Here is a 20,825-nt window from a genome sequence, read left to right as displayed (position 1 = left end):
ACCGACCGCGGAAACGAGGCCCCTCCATGCCCTCTGGCGCCCGAGACGCCGGACCCCGGACCAGCCCAGCAACCCGCACCGAGCCGCGCACGACGCCCAGCCCCATGACGCTGACCGGCTCCCGCGCTCGCCGGTCGCTGGCCCTCATGTGGCGCGGCATGCGCGCCCACCCCCGCGACTACGTCATCGCGGTCACCGCGTCGGGCCTGTTCGGCGCACTGACCGTCGGCGTGAGCCGCTCGGTGGGCTGGGCGACGGACTCCGTCGTCGTCCCGGCCGCCGCCGGTGACCCCGCCGCGCGCGACCGCATCTGGCTCGCCGGCCTGGTCCTGGCCGCCGTCGCCCTGTCCATGGCGCTGGCCGTCGCGGCCCGGCGCATCTGGGCCGGGTTCGGCTACGTGGGCAACATCGCCGATCACCGCACGGCCCTCACCCGCCAGTACCTGCGCCTGCCGGTCTCCTGGCACCGCGCACACCCGGCCGGCCAGCTCCTCAACCACACCACGTCGGACGCCGAGGCCGCGAACGGCGTGTTCAACCCGCTGCCGTTCGCGCTGGGCGTCGTCGTCATGATCGGCGTCGCGGTCGGCATGCTCGTCGCGACGGACCTGTGGCTGGCGGCCGCCGCGCTCGTCGTCGTCCCCGTCACCGTGGCCGTGAACGCCTACTACCAGCGGCACATGTCGCCCGCCGTGACGCGGGCGCAGCAGCTGCGCGGCGACGTCGCCGACGTCGCCCACGAGTCCTTCGAGGCCGCCCTCCTCGTCAAGGCGCTCGGCACCGAGGGCCGCGAGGAGGCGCGGTTCGCCGCGACCGCCGATGCGCTGCGCGCCGCGAACGTGCGGGTCGGCATCGTGCGCGCGATCTTCGACCCGATCATCCAGAACCTGCCCGCGATCGGCACGCTCGCCGTGCTCGCCGTCGGCACCTGGCGCGCCACGACCGGCCACGTCGCCGCCGGCGACGTCGTCACGGCCGCCTACCTCCTGACGATGATGACCGTCCCGCTCATGGCCTTCGGCTGGGTCCTCGGAGAGCTGCCCCGCGCCCTGGTCGGGTACGAGCGCATCGCGCTCGTCGTCGACGCCGAAGGCACGCTCGCCTACGGCACCGGCCGCCTGACCGCCGGGGACGCCGGCCTGGAGGTCCGCCTGGAAGGCGTCGGGGTCGACGTCGAGCACGCCGGCCCGGCCCCGGACGGCCTGGACGCTGCGGGAGGCACCCGTCAGGTAACCCTCCTGGACGGCATCGACGTGGCGTTCCCCGCCGGGGCGACGGTCGCCGTCGTCGGGACCACCGGCTCCGGCAAGACCACCCTCGTGTCCCTGCTCGCGCGACTGTCCGACCCCACCAGGGGCCGCGTCCTGCTCGACGGCACCGACCTGCGCACCCTCGCCGAGGGCGAGATCCCGTCCCAGGTCGCACTCGTCACCCAGGCCACCTTCGTCTTCGAGGACACGGTCCGCGCCAACGTGACGCTCGCGGACCGGGACGAGGCGGGCACCAGCTCCAGCCATGGGTCGGGCGCCGGCATCCTGACGGACGAGGAGGTCTGGGAGGCCCTGCGCCTCGCGCGGCTCGACGAGACCGTCCGGGCCCTGCCCGGTGGGCTCGACGCGCCGCTCGGCGAGCGCGGCGCCAACCTCTCCGGAGGGCAGCGCCAGCGCCTCGCGATCGCGCGCGCCCTCGTCCGCAGGCCGCGCCTGCTCGTGCTCGACGACGCCACGAGCGCCGTCGACCCCCGCGTCGAGCAGGAGATCCTGCGCGGCCTCGCCGAGCAGGGCAGGGTGCCCGCGACCCTGGGCGGGGGCGGCGGTCAAGGCACGACCGTCGTGATGGTCGCGTACCGCATGAGCTCGGTCGCGCTCGCGGACCGGGTGGTGCACGTCGAGGGCGGGCGCGTCGCCGACGTCGGCACGCACGAGGAGCTGATGGCCCGCGACCCCGGGTACCGGGAGCTCGCCACCGCCTACCAGGCCGAGGCGGAGCGACGCGAGCAGGAGCGGGAAGACTCCGACAAGGGCCTCCCGCGAGGGTCCAGGCAGGCCGAGGCCGGCGGAAGCAAGGAAAACACCGACGAGCTGGAGGAGGCGGCCCGATGACCACCGTGACCGAGGCACCTGAGGACGCCACCGAGGTGCCCGAGGACGAGCTCGACGCCAACGGCGTGCGCATCGAGTCCGCCAGCCGGCTCGGCGTCCTGGCCACGCTGCGCCGCGGCGTTCAGCTCTCCCCGCAGATCACCGACGGGCTGTGGCTCACGCTGGCGCTCGCGGTCCTCGCGGCCGCGGGCCGCGTGGTGGTGCCGCTCACCGTGCAGCGCACGATCGACGACGGCCTCCTCGCCGACGGCGGGCCCGACGCCGGCCGCGTCGCCCTGCTCGCCGGGCTCGCCGGGGCGGCGCTGCTGCTGGCGGCGTTCTGTGCCGCGATGGTCAATGTCCGGCTGTTCCGCTCCACCGAGGCGGGCCTCGCGACGTTGCGCGTCCGCGCGTTCCGCCACGTGCACGACCTGTCCACGCTCACGCAGAACACGGAGCGCCGCGGCGCTCTCGTGTCCCGCGTGACGAACGACGTCGACACCGTGTCCCTGTTCGTCCAGTGGGGCGGCATCATGCTGCTCGTCGCGGTGCTGCAGATGGTCGTCGCCACGGTCCTCATGGCGGTGTACTCGCCGATCCTCACCGCGGTGGTGTGGGCCTGCTTCGTGCCGATGTTCCTCCTCATCCGGTTCGGGCAGAAGCACGTCAACGCTGCCTACACCTCCGTGCGCGAGCGTGTCGGCGCGATGCTCGGCGCCATCAGCGAGTCCGTGGTCGGGGCCGAGACCGTCCGCGCCTACGGCGTCTCCGGGCGGACCGGGCGGCGCATCGCCGCGGCCGTGGAGGACACCCGCCGGGCGCAGGCGCGCTCGCAGGTGCTGGTCTCTGCGGTGTTCTCCTCGGGTGTCCTCGTGTCGAACCTCGTCCTGGCCGTCGTCGTCGTGGTCGGCGCGTACCTGGGAGTCGGCGGGTCGATGACCGCGGGCGAGGTCGTGGCCTTCCTCTTCCTGGTCCAGCTCTTCACAGGCCCGGTCCAGATGGCCACGGAGATCCTCAACGAGCTGCAGAACGCGGTGGCCGGGTGGCGGCGCGTGATCGCCGTCGTCGAGACGCCCGTGGAGGTGACGGACGCGCCGGACGCGGCGCATCTGTCGCGCGGGCCGGCGGCGGTCTCGCTGCGCGACGTCCGCTTCGCCTACCCCGGCGGCCCGGAGGTGCTGCACGGCATCTCGCTGGACCTGCCAGCGCGCACCAAGGTCGCCGTCGTCGGCCAGACGGGCTCCGGCAAGACGACCATCGCCAAGCTCGTCACCCGCCTCATGGACCCGACGTCCGGTGCCGTCCTCCTGGACGGCACCGACCTGCGCCGGGTCGCGCTGGAGAGCCTGCGTGAGCGCGTCGTGCTCGTGCCGCAGGAGGGTTTCCTCTTCGACGGCACGGTCCTGGACAACGCGGCCTACGGGATCCGGGCGTCCGACGGCGAGGAGGTCGCCTCGCTGGAGGCGCTCCGCGAGAGCGTCGCGGCCGCCTTCGACGAGCTCGGGCTCAGCGACTGGGTCGCTGACCTGCCCGACGGCCTGGACACCCGGGTGGGACAGCGCGGCGAGGCGCTGTCGGCGGGGGAGCGGCAGCTCGTGGCGATCGCGCGGGCCTACCTCGCGCAGCCGGACCTCCTGGTGCTGGACGAGGCGACGTCCGCTGTCGACCCGGCGACCGAGGTGCGGATCGCGCGGGCGCTCGACTCGCTGACGTCGGGCCGCTCGACCATCACGATCGCGCACCGCCTCTCCACCGCGGAGGCGTCCGACCTGGTCGTCGTGGTCGACGAGGGCCACGTCGTCGAGCTCGGACCGCACGAGGAGCTGGCGGCGGCGGGCGGGATCTACGCCCGGATGCACGCGAGCTGGGTGTCGCAGACGCGGTGACGCGGGCGGGAGCCGCCCCGTCAGGCCGGGCGGCGGGCGATCACCTCGAACACGTGCCAGTGCTTCGGCCCGATGAAGCTCATGCCGGGGGCGTCCTCCTCGTCCAGCTCCACGACATCCAGCCCGTCGAGCATCGCGTCGAGCGCCGTCCGGTCGCGGAAGGTGATCGTCGTCGCGAGCGCCGGGTCCCGCGCCCAGTCGTCGCGCTCCCCGAACACCGTCACGGCGAGCCACCCACCGGGCGCCAGGGCTGCGCGCACGCCGGCCCACACCCGGTCGAAGTCGGCGGGCACGACGAACGGGAGGGAGTACGAGGCGTGCACCAGGTCCGCGGTGGGTAGGGGCAGGGCGTCCTGCAGCCTCGTCCCGCGCAGGTCGAGGCCGGGGCGCAGGTCGTCCGGCACCGCGACCGCGGCATTCTGAGGCACAGGGTCGACCGCGGTGACACGCCATCCGGCGGTGAGCAGCGCGGCGGTCTCCACGCCGGCGCCGCACCCGAGGTCGAGGGCACGGCGCCCGGCGCCCGGCCCGGCGAGGTCCAGGACCCGGCGGCACATCGCCCGCGGCTCGCGGCGCTGCGCCTGCTCGGCGTTGTAGGCGTCCCAGTAGGCGGGGTCGAATCGGGCCACGTCCGCACGCTACCGGCAGGGTGTGTCTCCGGCACGGCGGCGGGCAGTTCGGTGTCAGTTCGCGGTCAGGCGCACGGTCGCGTGGGTGCCGCGTGAAAGGATGCTCGGGTGTCCGCAGAACCGCGTGTCGCCACCGACACCCCGACCTCCGCACCCGACGTCAGCACTGCCACCAACCCCGTCGAAGCGGTGCTCGACCCCGCGGTCGCCGCGCTCCTGAAGCGTGACGACGCGGGGCTCGTCGCCGCGGTCGTGCAGCAGCACGACACGGGCGAGGTCCTCATGGTCGGGTGGATGGACGACGAGGCGCTGCGGCGCACCCTCACGGAGGGTCGCGTGACTTTCTGGAGCCGCTCGCGCCGGGAGTACTGGCGCAAGGGCGACACCTCGGGGCACGCCCAGTACGTGAGCTCCGTCGCGATCGACTGCGACGGTGACGCTCTGCTCGTGCGCGTGGACCAGGTGGGCGCCGCCTGCCACACGGGGACGCGCACGTGCTTCGACGCGGGTGGCGACCTGGGCGCCGTCGTCGGGCAGCGGCCCGAGGGCACGTCCGACGGTCAGCCCGACAGCCGGCCCGACGCGGTGTCCGGCACCGCCCCCGCACCCGACGAGTTCGAGGAGACCCGGTGACCCAGCTGCCCCTCGCCGCCAACGCCACGGCCGAGCCCGTGCCGACCGCCGCGGTGCCGTCGCTGCCGGCCGCGCCCGCGGAACTGCCCTGGGGGCAGACGTGGCCGAGCCTCGAGGACTTCCGCGTGCTCGCCCCGTCGCGGCGCGTCATCCCCGTCGTGCGCCCGGTGCTGGCCGACGACGCCACCCCGGTGGGCCTGTACCGCACGCTGGCCCAGGGCCGCCCCGGGACGTTCATCCTGGAGTCGGCCGAGGCGGCGGGCTCGTGGGCGCGCTGGTCGTTCGTCGGGGTCGACTCGCAGGCCACGCTGACGTCACGCGACGGGCAGGCGGTCTGGACGGGCGACGTGCCGGTCGGGATCCCGCAGACGGGCGACGTGGTCGACGTGCTCGGTGCCGCGCTCGAGGCGCTGCGCACGCCGGGCGAGGCCGGGCTGCCGCCGCTGACCGGCGGCCTCGCGGGCGTGCTCGGGTGGGACGTGGTGCGGCACTGGGAGCCGACGCTGCCCGCGACCGCCCCCGACGAGCTGGGCGCGCCCGAGGTGGCGCTGTGCCTGGCGACCGACCTGGCCGTTGTGGACCACCGCGAGGGCACGGTCTGGCTCGTGTCGAACGCGATCAACGTCGACGGCACGGACGAGCGGGTCGACGAGGCGTACGCGGCCGCGGTCGGGCGCATCGACGCGATGCAGGCGACGCTCGCCAAGGGCGCCCCGCGCGTCACCACCGTGGTGCGCCCGCCGAGCGACGCCGACCCGCAGCTGGAGTTCCGCTCCACCCGTGAGGAGTTCGAGCGCGCGGTCCTCGCGGGCAAGGAGGCGATCCGCGACGGCGAGGTCTTCCAGGTCGTGCTGTCCCAGCGCCTCGACCTGGACTGCCCGGCGGACCCGCTCGACGTGTACCGGGCACTGCGCACGATCAACCCGAGCCCGTACATGTACTACTTCCACCTCACCGAGCCGCTCGCCGACGGCACCCAGCGCGACTTCGCCGTTGTGGGCTCCAGCCCGGAGACGCTGGTCAAGGTCACGGACGGGCACGTCACGACCTACCCGATCGCCGGGTCACGGCCGCGCGGCGCCTACCCGGAGGAGGACGTCGCCCTTGGTGAGGAGCTGCTCGCCGACCCGAAGGAGCGGGCAGAGCACATCATGCTCGTGGACCTGTCCCGCAACGACATGGTCAAGGTGTGCGAGCCCACGTCCGTCGAGGTCGTGGAGTTCATGCGCACCCGCCGGTTCAGCCACATCATGCACCTGTGCTCCACCGTGGTGGGCCGGCTGCGCCCGGGCCGCACCGCGCTGGACGCGCTCCGGGCGACGTTCCCGGCGGGCACGCTGTCCGGCGCGCCGAAGCCGCGTGCGATCGCCCTGATCGACGAGCTCGAGCCCGCCTCGCGCGGCATCTACGGCGGCACCGTCGGCTACTTCGACTTCGGTGGCAACATGGACATGGCGATCGCCATCCGGACCGCGTTCATCCGCGACGGGCGGGCGAGCGTCCAGGCCGGCGGCGGGATCGTCGCGGACTCCGTGCCCGCGCTCGAGTACGCCGAGTCACGCAACAAGGCGGCGGCCGCGGTCCGCGCGGTGCAGCTCGCGTCGCGGTTCCGGTCGCTGTGACCACACTCCCAGGAGCATCCGCATGAGGTTCCCGGCGCTGCGCTCGCGCAGCCGCGCCCTGCTCGCCGTCGTCGCGCTCGGGGGGCTGTCCCTCGGGACCGGCGCCGCCACGTGGGTGCGCACCACGGTGGCGACGGCCCTCTCGCCCGAGGTGACCGTGACGGCGTCGGGCACCCAGGCGGCGCCCGGCCTGGGTGCGGGCGGCCTCGTGCTGCTCGCCGCCGGTGTAGCACTGACCCTCGGCGGGCGGGTCGCCCGGTACCTGGTGCTCGCCGTCGTCGCGGCGGCCGGGGTCCTCGTCGCCGCGTCGGCGGTGGCTGTCCTGGCCGACCCGGTGCCGGCCGCGACCGCGGCGGCCGCCGGCGCGGCCGGCGTGACGGATCTCACCTCGCCAGTGGTCGTGACGCCGTGGCCGTGGGCGTCGGTCGTCGTGGGGGTCCTCACGGTCGTCGTCGCCGCGCTCGGAGCAGCGGGTGCGGGTCGGTGGTCGGCCCCGTCCGGCCGCCACGAGCGGGCGGGGGACACGGCACCCGCGGTCTCCGCGCAGGCGTCGGGACCGGCCTACGCACCGGCGGCGCCCGACGCCCCGACGACGGCGGCCGCGGCCGACCGGACGGTGGAGCCGGCCGGCGAGCTGGACGCGCACGACGCCTGGGACGCCCTCACCCGCGGGGACGATCCCACGACCCGCTGACCTCGGGCGCGAGCGGATAGTCTGGGGCCGAGGCAACGATCCACGCTCGACACGAGCCACGCAAGGAAGAAGGACCCCTCCCCATGGTCGAGAACACGCCGAAGGCCGCCGAGCTCGCCTACCTGCCGCCGGCCGTGCCGCCGTCGAACCACGGCCACACCGTGGCCGCGTGGGTCACGATGATCGGCATCACGCTCGGCGCGCTCGTCTCCGCCGTCGCCCTCGTGCTGCCGACGCCGAGCGCCGTCCTGTTCTGGGCGGGCCTCAGCGTGGTCGTCGCGGCGCTCCTCGTCGGCTGGTTCCTGCGCCAGGCGGGGCTGGGCCAGAAGTCGGTCAGGCGATGACCACGCAGCCGCCGTACGGCCCGTCGCAGCCGGGCGAGGAGCCCGCGGGCGACACGCCGCAGCCCTACCCGGGCTCGCCGGCGCCGTACGAGCCCGGGCCGGGCTATCCGGCCGCGCCCGCGTCGCCGTACCCGGGACAGGGTCCGGCGCAGGGTCCCACAGAGGGGCAGACGCAGGCCCAGGGCCCTGCCCAGGGTCAGCCGCCCTACCCGCAGCCGCCCTACCCGGCACGGGTCCCGGCACAGCCGCCGGTGTACGGCTCGCCGGTACCGCCGGCGCCGGCGATGGTGTACCCGAAGAACGACCTCGCCGTCTGGTCGCTCGTGCTCGGCATCGCCGGCATCGTCCTGAGCTGCGGCATCATCACCGGCATCCCGGCGATCATCGTCGGTAACCTGGCTCGCCAGGCGGTGCGCAAGGGCGAGGCGAACAACGACGGCATGGCCGTGGCGGGCGTCATCCTGGGCTGGGTGTCGGTGGCGCTGACCGCGATCGCGATCGTGCTGTTCGTGATCTGGCTCGTCGTGTTCGGTGCGACCGTCGGCTTCGAGGAGCTGCGGGACCTGTCGGCCGGCGTCGTCCCGGCCGGGCCGGTGGCCTGAGGCCCCTCGTGGCCGCTGCCACGACCTCCGCACCGCCGGCCGGGCGGGACGTCCGCCCGTCCGCCGGGCGCCTCGTCACGCCGCTCGTGACGGCCGGGGTCGCGGCGGCGGCCACCGTCGTGCTGGCCGTGCGCGACCCGCACGTCCCGGGCAGCTACGGCTTCTGCCCGCTGCTCGCGCTCACCGGCTTCGCGTGCCCCGCCTGCGGAGGGCTGCGCGCCACGCACGACCTCGCGCACCTCGACCTCGCGTCCGCGTGGGCGGCGAACCCGCTGTGGGTGCTGCTGGTGCCCCTCGTCGTCGCCGCGTGGGTCGTGTGGGTGGTCCGTGCCGCGCGCGGGAGGCCAGGGCCGCGGTTCCCGGTCGCGGTCGGGTGGGCGCTGCTCGCCGTCGTCGTCGCGTTCGGCGTGGCCCGGAACCTGCCGCCGCTGGTGCCGTACCTGACTCCCTGGCTCGGCTGACGCCTCCGGGGAGCCGCGACGACGGGTGCCGACACGCCGGGATGTTACGACGGTGTGTCGTCTCGCCCTCCGGTCGGTGAACAGGGGCACCACCCGTGGCGTCCTACGATGGCTGTGGCCCGGGGGCGCCGGGCAGGGGGCTGGGAGCCCGAGGGCACGGGGAGGCACAGCTATGACGGTCCTGGAGGACATCGTCGCGGGGGTCCGCGAGGACCTCGCCGTGCGCGAGGCACTGACATCGCTCGACGAGCTCAAGGTGCGCGCGGCGCGGCTGCCCGGAGCGATCGAGTGCACCGGGCGGCTGAGGGCGCAGGACGCCGTCGCGGTCATCGCGGAGGTGAAGCGGTCCAGCCCGTCGAAGGGCGCGCTGGCCACGATCACCGACCCGGCCGCGCTCGCGGAGGAGTACGAGAAGGGCGGCGCGTCCGTCATCTCGGTCCTCACGGAGCAGCGCCGGTTCTCCGGCAGCCTCGAGGACCTGGACGCCGTGCGGGCCCGCGTCGACGTGCCGCTGCTGCGCAAGGACTTCATCGTCTCGCCGTACCAGGTGTGGGAGGCCCGCGCGCACGGCGCCGACCTGGTCCTCCTCATCGTCGCCGCGCTCGAGCAGACCGTGCTGGAGTCGCTCGTGGAGCGCGTGCACTCGCTCGGCATGACGGCGCTGGTGGAGACGCACACGCTGGAGGAGGTGCGCCGGGCGCTCGACGCCGGTGCCCGCGTGATCGGCGTGAACCACCGCAACCTCAAGACGCTCGAGCTCGACATGACGCTGTTCCAGCGCCTCGCCCCGTACATCCCGGACGACGTGGTGCGCGTCGCCGAGTCCGGCATCTCGGGCCCGCGCGACGTCATGGAGATGGCGCGCGGGGGCGCGGACGCCGTGCTCGTCGGCGAGACTCTCGTGAAGAACGACGCCCCGCGCGCCACGGTCGCCGACCTGGTCGCCGCAGGCTCTCACCCGTCGCTGCAGGGCCGGCGGCCGGCTTGAAGGAGACAGGACCCATGACCGAGACCTCAGCCGGCAGCCTGGTGGCGCGCCTGGCGGACGTGTCCGGACCGTACTTCGGCGAGTTCGGCGGGCGGTTCGTGCCCGAGGCGCTGATCGCGGCCCTCGAAGAGGTGGAGACCGAGTACCGCAAGGCCCTCGGCGACCCGGCGTTCACGGAAGAGCTCGCCCGCCTGCACCGCGACTACGTGGGGCGGCCGAGCCCGCTGACGGAGGTGCAGCGGTTCGCCGCGCACGCCGGCGGCGCCCGGGTGTTCCTCAAGCGCGAGGACCTCAACCACACGGGCTCGCACAAGATCAACAACGTGCTCGGGCAGGCGCTCCTGGTCAAGCGCATGGGCAAGAAGCGGCTGATCGCCGAGACGGGCGCCGGGCAGCACGGCGTGGCCACGGCGACCGCGGCGGCCCTGATGGACCTCGAGTGCGTGGTCTACATGGGCGAGGAGGACACGCGCCGCCAGGCCCTGAACGTGGCCCGCATGCGCCTGCTCGGGGCGGAGGTCGTGCCCGTCACGATCGGCTCGCGCACGCTCAAGGACGCGATCAACGAGGCGCTGCGCGACTGGGTCGCCAACGTCGAGACCACCCACTACCTCCTCGGCACCGTGACGGGCCCGCACCCGTTCCCCGAGATGGTCCGCGAGTTCCACCGAATCATCGGCGAGGAGGCGCGCGCCCAGCTCCTGGAGCGCACCGGCCGCCTGCCCGACGCGGTGGCGGCGTGCGTGGGCGGTGGCTCCAACGCGCTCGGCATCTTCAACGCGTTCCTGGACGACGAGGGCGTCGCGCTGCACGGCTTCGAGGCGGGCGGCGAAGGCATCGAGACGGGCCGCCACGCGGCCCGGTTCTCGGGCGGCGTGCCCGGCGTGCTGCACGGCGCCCGGTCGTACCTGTTGCAGGACGAAGACGGTCAGACACTGCCCAGCCACTCGGTGTCCGCCGGCCTGGACTACCCGAGCGTGGGCCCGGCGCACGCCTGGCTGCACGACCTCGGGCGGGCGACGTACCGCCCGGTCACGGACGACGAGGCCATGGACGCGTTCCGCCTCCTGTGCCGCACCGAGGGCATCATCCCGGCCATCGAGTCCGCCCACGCGCTCGCGGGCGCGCTGCGGATCGGCCGGGAGGCCGAGGCCGCGGGCCTCACGGCGAGCGGCGAGTACACGATCCTCGTGAACCTCTCGGGTCGCGGCGACAAGGACGTGGCCACGGCCGCGCGCTGGTTCGGGCTCCTGGAGGACCAGGAGCTCGAGACGAAGGAGGGACGCGCATGACGACGGCCACCACGGCGCCCACCACGCCGGCCGGCTCGACGGCGGGCGTCCTCGCGCGGCTGCGCGAGCAGGAGGGCCGTCCGGCCCTCGTGGGCTACCTGCCGGTCGGCTTCCCGACGGTCGAGCGGTCGGTGGACGCGCTGCTCACCCTCGTGGACCACGGCGTCGACATGATCGAGCTCGGCATCCCGTACACGGATCCCGTGATGGACGGCCCCGTCATCCAGGCGGCCGCGCAGGGCGCGCTCGACGCGGGCGCCCGCGTCCGGGACGTGTTCGGCGTCGTGAGCGCCGTGGCGGCCCGCGGCGTGCCCGTGCTCGTCATGACCTACTGGAACCCGGTCCTGCGGTACGGCGTCGACGCGTTCGCGCGCGACCTGGCGTCCGCGGGCGGCGCGGGTCTCATCACGCCGGACCTCATCCCCGACGAGGCGGCGGCCTGGATCGCGGCGAGCGACGCCCACGGCCTCGACCGGGTCTTCCTCGTGGCGCCGAGCTCGACGCCCGAGCGGCTGGCCCTGACGGCCCGCGCCTCGCGCGGCTTCGTCTACGCGGCCTCCACGATGGGGGTCACGGGGGAGCGGACCCAGGTCGGCGGCCGCGCCGAGCAGCTCGTCGTGGACACGCGTGCCGCCGGCGCGGAGAACGTCTGCGTGGGCCTGGGCGTGTCGTCCGGAGCTCAGGCGGCCCAGGTGGGCCGCTACGCCGACGGCGTCATCGTCGGCTCGGCGTTCGTGCGGCCCCTGCTCGGCGACGCCCCGTGGGCCGACCGTCTCGCCGCGCTGGCCGCCGTCACCGAGGACCTCGCGTCCGGGGTACGGTCGGCACGCACCGGCGACTCCGGTGCCACGACCCCGACGCGCGCGTCGCTGACCCCTGGAGACTCCCGGTGACCTCGCTCCCCTCCGTCGCGCTCGACGCCGCGGCGTCGCTGCACGCCCTGGTGCCTGCGTCGATCCCGAGCCCGCCGCAGCACACGTGGCACATCGGCATCTTCCCGCTGCGCGCCTACGCGCTCGCGATCCTCGTCGGCATCGCCGTCGCGGTCTGGATCACGACGAAGCGCTGGGTGGCGCGCGGCGGCGTGGCCGACGACGTTCTGGAGATCTCGTTCTGGGCGGTGCCGTTCGGCATCGTCGGCGGGCGGATCTACCACGTGATCTCGTCGCCCGACGCCTACTTCGGCCCCGGCGGCGACCCCGTCCGCGCGCTCTACGTGTGGGAGGGCGGCCTCGGCATCTGGGGTGCGGTGGCGCTCGGCGCGCTGGGCGCGTGGATCGGCTGCCGCCGCATGGGTGTACGGTTCACGTCGTTTGCCGACGCCGTCGCCCCGGCTCTGCTGGTGGCCCAGGCGATCGGCCGGCTCGGCAACTGGTTCAACCAGGAGCTGTTCGGCTCGCCGACCACGCTGCCGTGGGGCCTGGAGATCGCCCCGCAGTACCTTCCCGAGGGCTACGACGTCGGCACGCTGTTCCACCCGACGTTCCTGTACGAGCTCCTGTGGAACCTTGCCATGGCCGGCGTCCTGGTCTACCTCGACCGTCGGTTCAAGCTGGGTCATGGGCGGGTATTCTGGGCGTACGTGTTGCTCTACACTCTGGGCCGGGTCTGGATCGAGATGCTGCGGATCGACACGGCGGAGCACGTCCTCGGGCTCCGGCTCAACGTCTGGACCTCGATCCTCCTGGGCCTCGCGGCCCTGGTCGTCTCGGTCCTGCTGGCGCGCCGGTTCCCGGAGCGGGAGCCGTCGGTCCGGCTGCGGCCCGAGCTCGACCCGGACGCTGATCCGGGCTCGGGCTCGGGCCCGGAGACCGGCTCTGAGGGGAAGGCGACGGTCACGTCCGAGGTGGGCGAGACGTCGTCGGGCAGCGCAGGGGACGAACCAGAGGACAAGGCAGCAGGGGACGCTGCCGAGCAGGACGAGAAGACCGCACGCGCGGCGGAGCCCGACAAGGGCGCCGACGCGCGCACCTGAGAGGGCACGACTCCGGGACCACCGGACGTCGCGCCCCTGTCCGAACGGGCCGACGTCGTCCCGAACCGCAAGCAAGGAACCGCGCCCGGCATGCCGGGCGGCTGTGAGGACTCATGAGCATGCCGCTGCACAGGCCGGCCCAGGGCCTGTACGACCCGTCCGCCGAGCACGACGCGTGTGGTGTGGCGTTCGTCGCCACCCTCCGCGGGACCGCCGGCCGTGACATCGTCGACGCAGGCCTGACCGCGCTGCTGAACCTGGACCACCGCGGCGCCGTCGGCGCCGAGGAGGACACGGGTGACGGCGCCGGCATCCTGACCCAGATCCCCGACGCGTTCGTGCGCGACGTCGTCGCCGCCGAGCTGCCCCCCGCGGGCCGCTACGCCATCGGCATCGCGTTCCTGCCGCAGGACGCGGCGGAGCGCGACCGCGTGGAGCGGCGCGTCGAGGCGCTCGCGGCCGAGGAGAAGCTCGACGTGCTGGCCTGGCGCGACGTGCCCGTGAACGCCGACATCGTCGGCCCCAGCGCGCGGGCGACGATGCCGGTGTTCCGCCAGCTCGTCGTGGCGGACCCGTCGCGCGAGCTGGCCGGCGTCGACCTGGACCGCCGGTGCTACCGGCTGCGCAAGCGGGCCGAGAACGAGCTCGAGCTGTTCTTCGCCTCGCTGTCGGCACGCACGCTGACCTACAAGGGCATGCTCACCACCGCGCAGCTCGAGCCGTTCTTCCCGGACCTGTCGGACCCGCGGTACGCCTCCGAGATCGCGCTCGTCCACTCGCGGTTCAGCACCAACACGTTCCCGTCGTGGCCGCTGGCCCAGCCGTTCCGCCTCATCGCGCACAACGGTGAGATCAACACGGTCCGCGGCAACCGGAACTGGGTCGCGGCGCGCGAGGGCACCATGGCCAGCGACCTCCTGGGCGACCTGGCGCCGCTGCAGCCCGTGTGCTCGCCCGGGTCGAGCGACTCGGCCAGCTTCGACGAGGTGCTCGAGCTGCTGCACCTCGGCGGCCGCTCGCTGCCGCACGCGGTGCTCATGATGATCCCCGAGGCGTGGGAGAACAACGCCGAGATGGACCCCGCCCGGCGGGCGTTCTACGAGTACCACGCCAACCTCATCGAGCCGTGGGACGGCCCCGCCGCCCTGACGTTCACCGACGGCACGCTCATCGGCGCGGTCCTGGACCGCAACGGCCTGCGTCCCGGCCGGTACTGGGTCACCGAGGACGGGCTCGTCGTGCTCGCCTCCGAGGCGGGCGTGCTGGACCTCGACCCGGCGTCCGTGGTGCGCAAGGGCCGCCTCGAGCCGGGCCGCATGTTCCTCGTGGACACGGGCTCCGGGCGCATCGTCGAGGACGACGAGATCAAGTCCCACCTCGCGGCGCAGCGCCCCTACGGCCAGTGGATCGCCGAGCACTCGGTGCACCTGGACGAGCTGCCCGAGCGCGAGCACGTGGCTCACAGCCCCGCCTCCGTGCGCCGGCGCCAGCGCGCCTTCGGCTACACCGAGGAAGAGCTCAAGGTCATCCTCACGCCCATGGCCACGAACGGCCTCGAGCCGCTGGGCGCGATGGGTACGGACACGCCGATCGCGGTGCTCTCCTCGCGCCCGCGCCTGCTGTTCGACTACTTCACGCAGATGTTCGCGCAGGTCACCAACCCGCCGTTGGACGCGATCCGCGAGGAGCTCGTCACGTCCATCGGCGGCGCGATCGGCCCTGAGCCGAACCTGCTGGCGGACTCGCCGGAGCACGCGCGCAAGCTCGTGCTGCCCTTCCCGGTCCTGGACAACGACCAGCTCGCCAAGATCATCCGCGTCGACCGCGACCCGGAGCTCGAGGGCGTCTTCCGCGCCGTCACCGTGCGCGGCCTGTACGACGTCTCCGGCGGCGGCGCGGCCCTGCTGGCGCGCCTCGAGCAGATCTTCGCCGAGGTCGACGCGCACGTCGCGGCCGGTGCCTCGTTCATCGTGCTCTCGGACCGCGACTCCAACTCCGAGCTGGCGCCGATCCCGTCGCTGCTGCTGTCGAGCGCCGTGCACCACCACCTGGTGCGCAAGCACACGCGCACCCGGGTGTCGCTCGTCGTCGAGGCCGGCGACGTGCGCGAGGTGCACCACGTCGCGCTCCTCATCGGCTACGGCGCGGCCGCGGTGAACCCGTACCTCGCGATGGAGACGGTCGAGGACCTCGCACGGCGCGGCTACCTCGACGTCGACCCCGAGAAGGCGGTCGCCAACCTCATCAAGGCGCTCGGCAAGGGCGTCCTCAAGGTGATGTCCAAGATGGGCATCTCGACGATCATGTCGTACCGCGGTGCCCAGATCTTCGAGGCGGTAGGCCTGTCCCACGAGCTTGTCGAGGACTACTTCACGGGCACCACGTCGCGCCTCGGCGGTGTCGGGCTCGACGTGGTCGCCGCCGAGACGGCTGCGCGGCACGCCGAGGCGTACCCGCCGTCGGGCAACCACCAGCCGCACCAGGCCCTGACGACCGGTGGCGAGTACCAGTGGCGCCGCGACGGCGAGGAGCACCTCTTCGACCCGGAGACGGTGTTCCGCCTGCAGCACGCAACGCGTTCCGGCCGGATGGACATCTTCCGCCAGTACACGCGGCGCGTGGACGAGCAGTCGCAGCGGCTCATGACGCTGCGCGGCCTGCTCCGGTTCAGCCCCGACCGCGAGCCGGTCCCGATCGACGAGGTCCAGTCGGTCGAGGAGATCGTCAAGCGCTTCAACACGGGCGCCATGTCGTACGGCTCGATCTCCGCGGAGGCGCACGAGACCCTCGCGATCGCGATGAACCGCCTCGGCGCGCGCTCCAACACGGGCGAGGGCGGCGAGGACCCCGAGCGCCTGTACGACCCCGAGCGCCGCTCGAAGGTCAAGCAGATCGCGTCCGGCCGCTTCGGCGTGACCAGCGAGTACCTGACCCAGGCCGACGACATCCAGATCAAGCTCGCCCAGGGCGCCAAGCCCGGCGAGGGCGGTCAGCTACCCGGTTCCAAGGTGTACCCGTGGGTCGCGAAGACCCGGCACTCGACGCCGGGTGTGGGCCTCATCTCGCCGCCGCCGCACCACGACATCTACTCCATCGAGGACCTGGCGCAGCTCATCCACGACGCGAAGAACGCCAACCCGGCGGCGCGCATCCACGTGAAGCTCGTGTCCGAGTTCGGCGTGGGCACGGTGGCCACGGGTGTGTCCAAGGCGCACGCCGACGTCGTGCTCATCTCCGGGCACGACGGCGGCACGGGCGCCTCGCCGCTGACGTCCCTCAAGCACGCCGGCACGCCCTGGGAGATCGGCCTCGCCGAGACCCAGCAGACGCTCGTGCTCAACGACCTGCGCGACCGCATCGTTGTGCAGGTGGACGGCCAGATGAAGACCGGCCGCGACGTCGTCGTGGCGGCGCTGCTGGGTGCCGAGGAGTTCGGCTTCGCCACCGCCCCCATGGTGGTCTCGGGCTGCGTCATGATGCGCGTCTGTCACCTGGACACCTGCCCGGTCGGCGTCGCCACCCAGAACCCGGAGCTGCGCAAGCGGTTCACCGGCAAGCCCGAGTTCGTCGTGAACTTCTTCCAGTTCGTCGCCCAGGAGGTGCGCGAGCACCTGGCGGCCCTCGGCTTCCGCAGTATCGAGGAGGCTGTCGGCCAGGTCCAGGTGCTCGACACCCGCCGGGCCGTGGACCACTGGAAGGCGCAGGGGCTCGACCTCCGCCCGGTCCTGGACCGCCCGGAGCCCAAGCCCGGCTCGGCCCTGCACCAGACCCGGCAGCAGGACCACGGGCTGCACAAGGCCCTGGACAACCAGCTCATCGCCCTCGCGGCGCCAGCGCTCGAGCGCGGCGAGGCCGTGCGCATCGAGCTGCCGGTCCGCAACGTCAACCGCACGGTCGGCACGATGCTCGGGCACGAGGTGACCAAGCGGTACCGCGGGCAGGGCCTGCCGGACGGCACGATCGACGTCACCCTGACCGGCTCGGCCGGCCAGTCGCTCGGCGCGTTCCTGCCGCGCGGCATCACGCTGCGCCTCTTCGGCGACGCGAACGACTACGTCGGCAAGGGCCTGTCCGGCGGGCGCATCGTGGCCCGTCCCGACAGGGCGGCCGTCCTCGACGGCGCCACGAACGTCATCGCGGGCAACGTGATCGGCTATGGCGCCACCTCGGGCGAGGTCTTCCTGCGCGGCCGGGTCGGCGAGCGGTTCGCCGTGCGCAACTCGGGGGCCACGCTGGTCGTCGAGGGCGTGGGCGACCACGGCTGCGAGTACATGACGGGCGGCACCGTGCTGGTGCTCGGCCCGACGGGCCGCAACTTCGGCGCCGGCATGTCCGGTGGCATCGCGTACGTGCTCGACCTGCGTGCCGGTGCCGTGAACGCGGCCGCCGTCGCCGACCGCGAGCTCGAGGTGAGCCGGCTCGACGACGCCGACTGGGCCGCGGTGGCCGCGCTCCTGGAGCAGCACCGCGACGAGACCGGCTCGCCGGTCGCGGAGGAGCTCCTCGCCGAGCCCGAGTTCACACGAGCACGCCTGACCCGCGTGCTCCCGCTCGGCTGGTCGCGCGTACGCGCCGCGCTGGCCGAGAACCCCCTGGACAGCGACGAGTGGGACCCGAGTGCGTGGGACCGGATCATGGAGGTGGCTCGTGGCTGACCCCCGCGGATTCCTCAAGGTGCGGGAGCGCGAGCTCCCGCCGAACCGCCCGATCGAGGTGCGGTTGCGCGACTGGAAGGACACGCACGAGCACCGGGTGGACGGGCAGCCGTTCCTCAAGGAGCAGGCCGGCCGCTGCATGGACTGCGGCATCCCGTTCTGCCACCAGGGCTGCCCGCTCGGGAACCTCATCCCCGACTGGAACGACCTGGTGTGGCGCGGGCAGTGGGCCGACGCGATCGACCGGCTGCACGCCACGAACAACTTCCCGGAGTTCACGGGCCGCGTCTGTCCGGCCCCGTGCGAGTCGTCCTGCGTGCTCGGCATCAACCAGCCGGCGGTGACGATCAAGAACATCGAGGTGTCGATCGTCGACGAGGCGTTCGAGCGCGGCCTGGTGCAGCCGGTGGTGCCGCAGCGCCTCACGGGCTCCACGGTGGCCGTGGTGGGCTCCGGCCCGGGCGGCCTGGCGGCGGCCCAGCAGCTCACCCGTGCCGGGCACACGGTCGTGGTGTACGAGCGGGACGACGCGATCGGCGGCCTGCTGCGCTACGGCATCCCCGACTTCAAGCTCGAGAAGCTCCACATCGAGCGTCGCCTGGCGCAGATGGAGGCCGAGGGCACCCGCTTCCGCGCGGGCGTCGAGATCGGCAAGGACATCTCCTGGGACGCGCTGCGCCGCCGGTTCGACGCCGTCGTGGTCGCCACGGGCGCGACGGTGCCGCGCGACCTGCGCCTGCCCGGGCGTGAGCTCGACGGCATCCACTTCGCGATGGACTTCCTGACGCCGGCGAACAAGGCCGCGGCGGGTCGTCCCGTCGAGGGCGCGCCGACCGCGGAGGGAAAGCACGTCATCATCATCGGCGGCGGCGACACGGGCTCGGACTGCCTGGGCACGTCGCTGCGCCAGGGCGCGGCGAGCGTGACCACGCTGGCCATCGGCAAGCGCCCGCCGGGCGAGCGCCCGGCGAACCAGCCGTGGCCCACGGACCCGATCCTGTTCGAGGTGTCGACCTCCCACGAGGAGGGCGGCGAGCGCGCCTACCTGGCGTCGACGGTGGAGTTCCTCGCGGACGACGCCGGACGCGTGCGCGCGCTCAAGGTCGCCGAGACCGCGTACCTGCCGGACGGCCGCCGAGCGCCCACACCGGGCACCGAGCGGGAGATCCCGGCCGACCTGGTGCTCGTGGCGATGGGCTTCACCGGCCCGGAGACCCGCCTGCTCGAGGAGCAGACCGGCATCGAGGTGACCGACCGCGGTCTGGTGGCACGCGGCGACGACTACGCGGCGAGCCTGCCGGGTGTGTTCGTGGCCGGCGACGCGGGCCGCGGGCAGTCGCTCATCGTGTGGGCGATCGCCGAGGGCCGCGCGGCCGCAGCCGCCGCCGACGCGTTCCTGCAGGGTTCCACGGAGCTTCCGGCCCCGGTCCGACCCCGGACGGCAGCCCTGCGGGCCTAGAGATTTCATTCCCTGGCTCCGGCTCGCGCCGGGGCTGCTATTCACAGAGGCTGGAGACATGCGCAGAGCAAAGATCGTGTGCACCATCGGACCCGCAACCGAGTCGCCGGAGCAGCTCCGCGCGCTCGTGGCCGCCGGTATGGACGTCGCACGCATCAACCGGAGCCACGGCGAGCAGGAGGCCCACGCGGCCGTCTACCACGGCGTGCGTGCTGCGGCGAAGGAGGCCGGCCGCCCGGTGGCGGTGCTCGTCGACCTGCAGGGCCCGAAGATCCGCCTCGGCCGCTTCGCCGACGACCAGAAGCACTGGCTGAACGAGGGGGACGTCTTCACCATCACGACCGAGGACGTCGTCGGCACCAAGCAGCTCGTCTCGACGACCCACAAGGGTCTGCCGGGCGACGCCCGCGTGGGTGACCCGATCCTCATCGACGACGGCAAGGTGCGCGTCCTCGTGACGGCCATCGAGGGCCCGCGCGTCGTGACCCGCGTCGAGGTGCCGGGTCCGGTCTCGAACAACAAGGGCCTGAACCTGCCCGGCGTCGCCGTGTCCGTCCCCGCCATGTCGGACAAGGACGAGGAGGACCTGCGCTGGGCTCTTCGCCTTGGCGCCGACTTCATCGCCCTCTCCTTCGTGCGCAGTGCGAAGGACTACGAGGACGTCCGCCGGGTCATGGAGGAGGAGGGCCGTACGGTCCCCGTCATCGCCAAGATCGAGAAGCCGCAGGCCGTCGAGAACCTCGCGGAGATCGTCGCGGCGTTCGACGGCGTGATGGTGGCCCGTGGCGACCTCGCGGTGGAGATGCCGCTCGAGGAGGTGCCGCTGGTCCAGAAGCGCATCATCGAGATGGCCCGTCGCAACGCGAAGCCCGTCATCGTCGCCACGCAGGTGCTGGAGTCCATGACGACCTCGCCGCGCCCCACGCGCGCCGAGGCCTCGGACTGCGCCAACGCGGTGCTCGACGGCGCCGACGCGGTCATGCTCTCCGGCGAGACCTCGGTGGGCGACTACCCGATCGTCACGGTCGAGACGATGGCCCGCATCATCGAGGCCACGGAGGAGCTGGGCCGCGAGCGCATCGCCCCGCTCGGCTCGACGCCGCACACCCGCGGTGGCGCCATCACGCGCGCGGCCGCCGAGATCGGCGAGACGCTGGGTGTGAAGTACCTGGTCACGTTCACGCAGTCGGGTGACTCGGCGCGTCGCATGTCGCGCCTGCGCTCCTCGATCCAGCTCCTGGCGTTCACGCCGGAGACGGCAGTGGCGAACGTCCTCGCGCTCACCTGGGGCACGACGTCGTACCTGGTGCCGAAGGTCGACAACATCGACGCGATGGTGGACCAGGTCGACTCGACCCTGCAGGCCAACGGCCTGGCCGAGAAGGGCGACCTCGTGGTGGTCGTCTCGGGCGCCCCGGTGGGCGTCCCGGGCACCACGAACTCGATCCTGGTGCACAAGATCGGCAGCTACACGGACCGTCGCGGCTCGGCTTCCTGACCTTCG

At 73.5% G+C, this 20,825-nt stretch carries 16 protein-coding genes; 15 read left to right on the top strand and 1 reads right to left on the bottom strand.

From position 1 onward, the window contains the following. Window positions 1-104: 104 nt before the first annotated feature. Together L1785_RS09630 and L1785_RS09625 are read left to right on the top strand one after the other, a co-directional pair. On the top strand, window positions 105-2,102 hold the full coding sequence (locus tag L1785_RS09630; RefSeq protein ID WP_236089037.1) for an ABC transporter ATP-binding protein: 1,998 nt from the start codon (window positions 105-107) through the stop codon (window positions 2,100-2,102). Next, window positions 2,099-3,967: an ABC transporter ATP-binding protein gene (locus L1785_RS09625; RefSeq protein WP_236089036.1), complete on the top strand. Its 1,869-nt coding sequence runs from the start codon at window positions 2,099-2,101 to the stop codon at window positions 3,965-3,967. Before L1785_RS09630 ends, L1785_RS09625 begins: the two co-directional genes overlap by 4 nt. 20 nt (window positions 3,968-3,987) lie before the next feature. Here the strand turns inward: L1785_RS09625 and L1785_RS09620 are convergent, their stop codons facing one another. Beyond that, a complete protein-coding gene (locus L1785_RS09620; protein ID WP_236089035.1) occupies window positions 3,988-4,596 on the bottom strand; it encodes a class I SAM-dependent methyltransferase in 609 nt (202 codons plus the stop codon). A 189-nt stretch (window positions 4,597-4,785) separates the two neighbouring features. Here L1785_RS09620 and hisI point away from each other — a divergent pair, with 189 nt between their 5' ends. The 13 genes from hisI (at window position 4,786) to pyk (ending at window position 20,819) form a co-directional block, all read left to right on the top strand. Next, the gene (gene hisI / locus L1785_RS09615) at window positions 4,786-5,229 is read left to right on the top strand and encodes a phosphoribosyl-AMP cyclohydrolase (RefSeq protein ID WP_236089052.1); all 444 of its coding nucleotides are present in this window, start codon (window positions 4,786-4,788) and stop codon (window positions 5,227-5,229) included. Window positions 5,230-5,282: 53 nt separating this feature from the next. Next, complete coding sequence (locus L1785_RS09610; protein WP_236089051.1) at window positions 5,283-6,851, top strand: anthranilate synthase component I; 1,569 nt, start codon at window positions 5,283-5,285, stop codon at window positions 6,849-6,851. Between the two features lie 22 nt (window positions 6,852-6,873). After that, window positions 6,874-7,545 carry a Trp biosynthesis-associated membrane protein gene (locus L1785_RS09605; RefSeq protein WP_236089034.1) on the top strand — a complete coding sequence of 224 codons (672 nt, stop codon included), beginning with the start codon at window positions 6,874-6,876 and terminating at the stop codon, window positions 7,543-7,545. Window positions 7,546-7,628: 83 nt separating this feature from the next. Then, entirely contained in the window at window positions 7,629-7,889 is a 261-nt protein-coding gene (locus L1785_RS09600) for an HGxxPAAW family protein (protein WP_236089033.1), read from the top strand. Further along, window positions 7,886-8,491 carry a DUF4190 domain-containing protein gene (locus L1785_RS09595; protein ID WP_236089032.1) on the top strand — a complete coding sequence of 202 codons (606 nt, stop codon included), beginning with the start codon at window positions 7,886-7,888 and terminating at the stop codon, window positions 8,489-8,491. Before L1785_RS09600 ends, L1785_RS09595 begins: the two co-directional genes overlap by 4 nt. Window positions 8,492-8,499: 8 nt before the next feature. Further along, entirely contained in the window at window positions 8,500-8,952 is a 453-nt protein-coding gene (locus tag L1785_RS09590; RefSeq protein WP_308113303.1) for a DUF2752 domain-containing protein, read from the top strand. Between the two features lie 172 nt (window positions 8,953-9,124). Then, window positions 9,125-9,940, top strand: a complete 816-nt coding sequence (trpC, locus tag L1785_RS09585) for an indole-3-glycerol phosphate synthase TrpC (RefSeq protein ID WP_236089031.1) — start codon at window positions 9,125-9,127, stop codon at window positions 9,938-9,940. 14 nt (window positions 9,941-9,954) lie between these two features. Continuing rightward, on the top strand, window positions 9,955-11,232 hold the full coding sequence (gene trpB / locus L1785_RS09580; protein ID WP_236089030.1) for a tryptophan synthase subunit beta: 1,278 nt from the start codon (window positions 9,955-9,957) through the stop codon (window positions 11,230-11,232). After that, a complete protein-coding gene (trpA, locus tag L1785_RS09575; protein WP_236089029.1) occupies window positions 11,229-12,125 on the top strand; it encodes a tryptophan synthase subunit alpha in 897 nt (298 codons plus the stop codon). The genes trpB and trpA overlap by 4 nt, the downstream gene beginning before the upstream one ends. 47 nt (window positions 12,126-12,172) lie before the next feature. Further along, entirely contained in the window at window positions 12,173-13,207 is a 1,035-nt protein-coding gene (gene lgt, locus L1785_RS09570; protein WP_268915079.1) for a prolipoprotein diacylglyceryl transferase, read from the top strand. Window positions 13,208-13,320: 113 nt separating this feature from the next. Then, complete coding sequence (gene gltB, locus L1785_RS09565) at window positions 13,321-17,862, top strand: glutamate synthase large subunit (protein ID WP_372461852.1); 4,542 nt, start codon at window positions 13,321-13,323, stop codon at window positions 17,860-17,862. Next, window positions 17,855-19,321 (top strand): glutamate synthase subunit beta, encoded by a 1,467-nt coding sequence (locus L1785_RS09560; protein ID WP_236089026.1) that lies wholly within the window; start codon window positions 17,855-17,857, stop codon window positions 19,319-19,321. Before gltB ends, L1785_RS09560 begins: the two co-directional genes overlap by 8 nt. 58 nt (window positions 19,322-19,379) lie before the next feature. Continuing rightward, a complete protein-coding gene (gene pyk, locus L1785_RS09555) occupies window positions 19,380-20,819 on the top strand; it encodes a pyruvate kinase (protein WP_236089025.1) in 1,440 nt (479 codons plus the stop codon). Window positions 20,820-20,825 lie beyond the last annotated feature (6 nt).

This window comes from Antribacter soli (genome assembly GCF_021568775.1).
Classification (GTDB): Bacteria; Actinomycetota; Actinomycetes; order Actinomycetales; family Cellulomonadaceae; genus Antribacter; species Antribacter soli.
This window is presented reverse-complemented; position numbering and strand designations above follow the sequence as displayed.

What these genes read in the sequence shown, in the direction of transcription:
- L1785_RS09630 (WP_236089037.1), top strand. Translation starts at nt 105, where the DNA reads ATGACGCTGACCGGCTCCCGCGCTCGCCGGTCGCTGGCCCTCATGTGG.
- L1785_RS09625 (WP_236089036.1), top strand. Translation starts at nt 2,099, where the DNA reads ATGACCACCGTGACCGAGGCACCTGAGGACGCCACCGAGGTGCCCGAG.
- L1785_RS09605 (WP_236089034.1), top strand. Translation starts at nt 6,874, where the DNA reads ATGAGGTTCCCGGCGCTGCGCTCGCGCAGCCGCGCCCTGCTCGCCGTC.
- L1785_RS09600 (WP_236089033.1), top strand. Translation starts at nt 7,629, where the DNA reads ATGGTCGAGAACACGCCGAAGGCCGCCGAGCTCGCCTACCTGCCGCCG.
- L1785_RS09595 (WP_236089032.1), top strand. Translation starts at nt 7,886, where the DNA reads ATGACCACGCAGCCGCCGTACGGCCCGTCGCAGCCGGGCGAGGAGCCC.
- trpC (WP_236089031.1), top strand. Translation starts at nt 9,125, where the DNA reads ATGACGGTCCTGGAGGACATCGTCGCGGGGGTCCGCGAGGACCTCGCC.
- trpB (WP_236089030.1), top strand. Translation starts at nt 9,955, where the DNA reads ATGACCGAGACCTCAGCCGGCAGCCTGGTGGCGCGCCTGGCGGACGTG.
- trpA (WP_236089029.1), top strand. Translation starts at nt 11,229, where the DNA reads ATGACGACGGCCACCACGGCGCCCACCACGCCGGCCGGCTCGACGGCG.
- gltB (WP_372461852.1), top strand. Translation starts at nt 13,321, where the DNA reads ATGAGCATGCCGCTGCACAGGCCGGCCCAGGGCCTGTACGACCCGTCC.
- pyk (WP_236089025.1), top strand. Translation starts at nt 19,380, where the DNA reads ATGCGCAGAGCAAAGATCGTGTGCACCATCGGACCCGCAACCGAGTCG.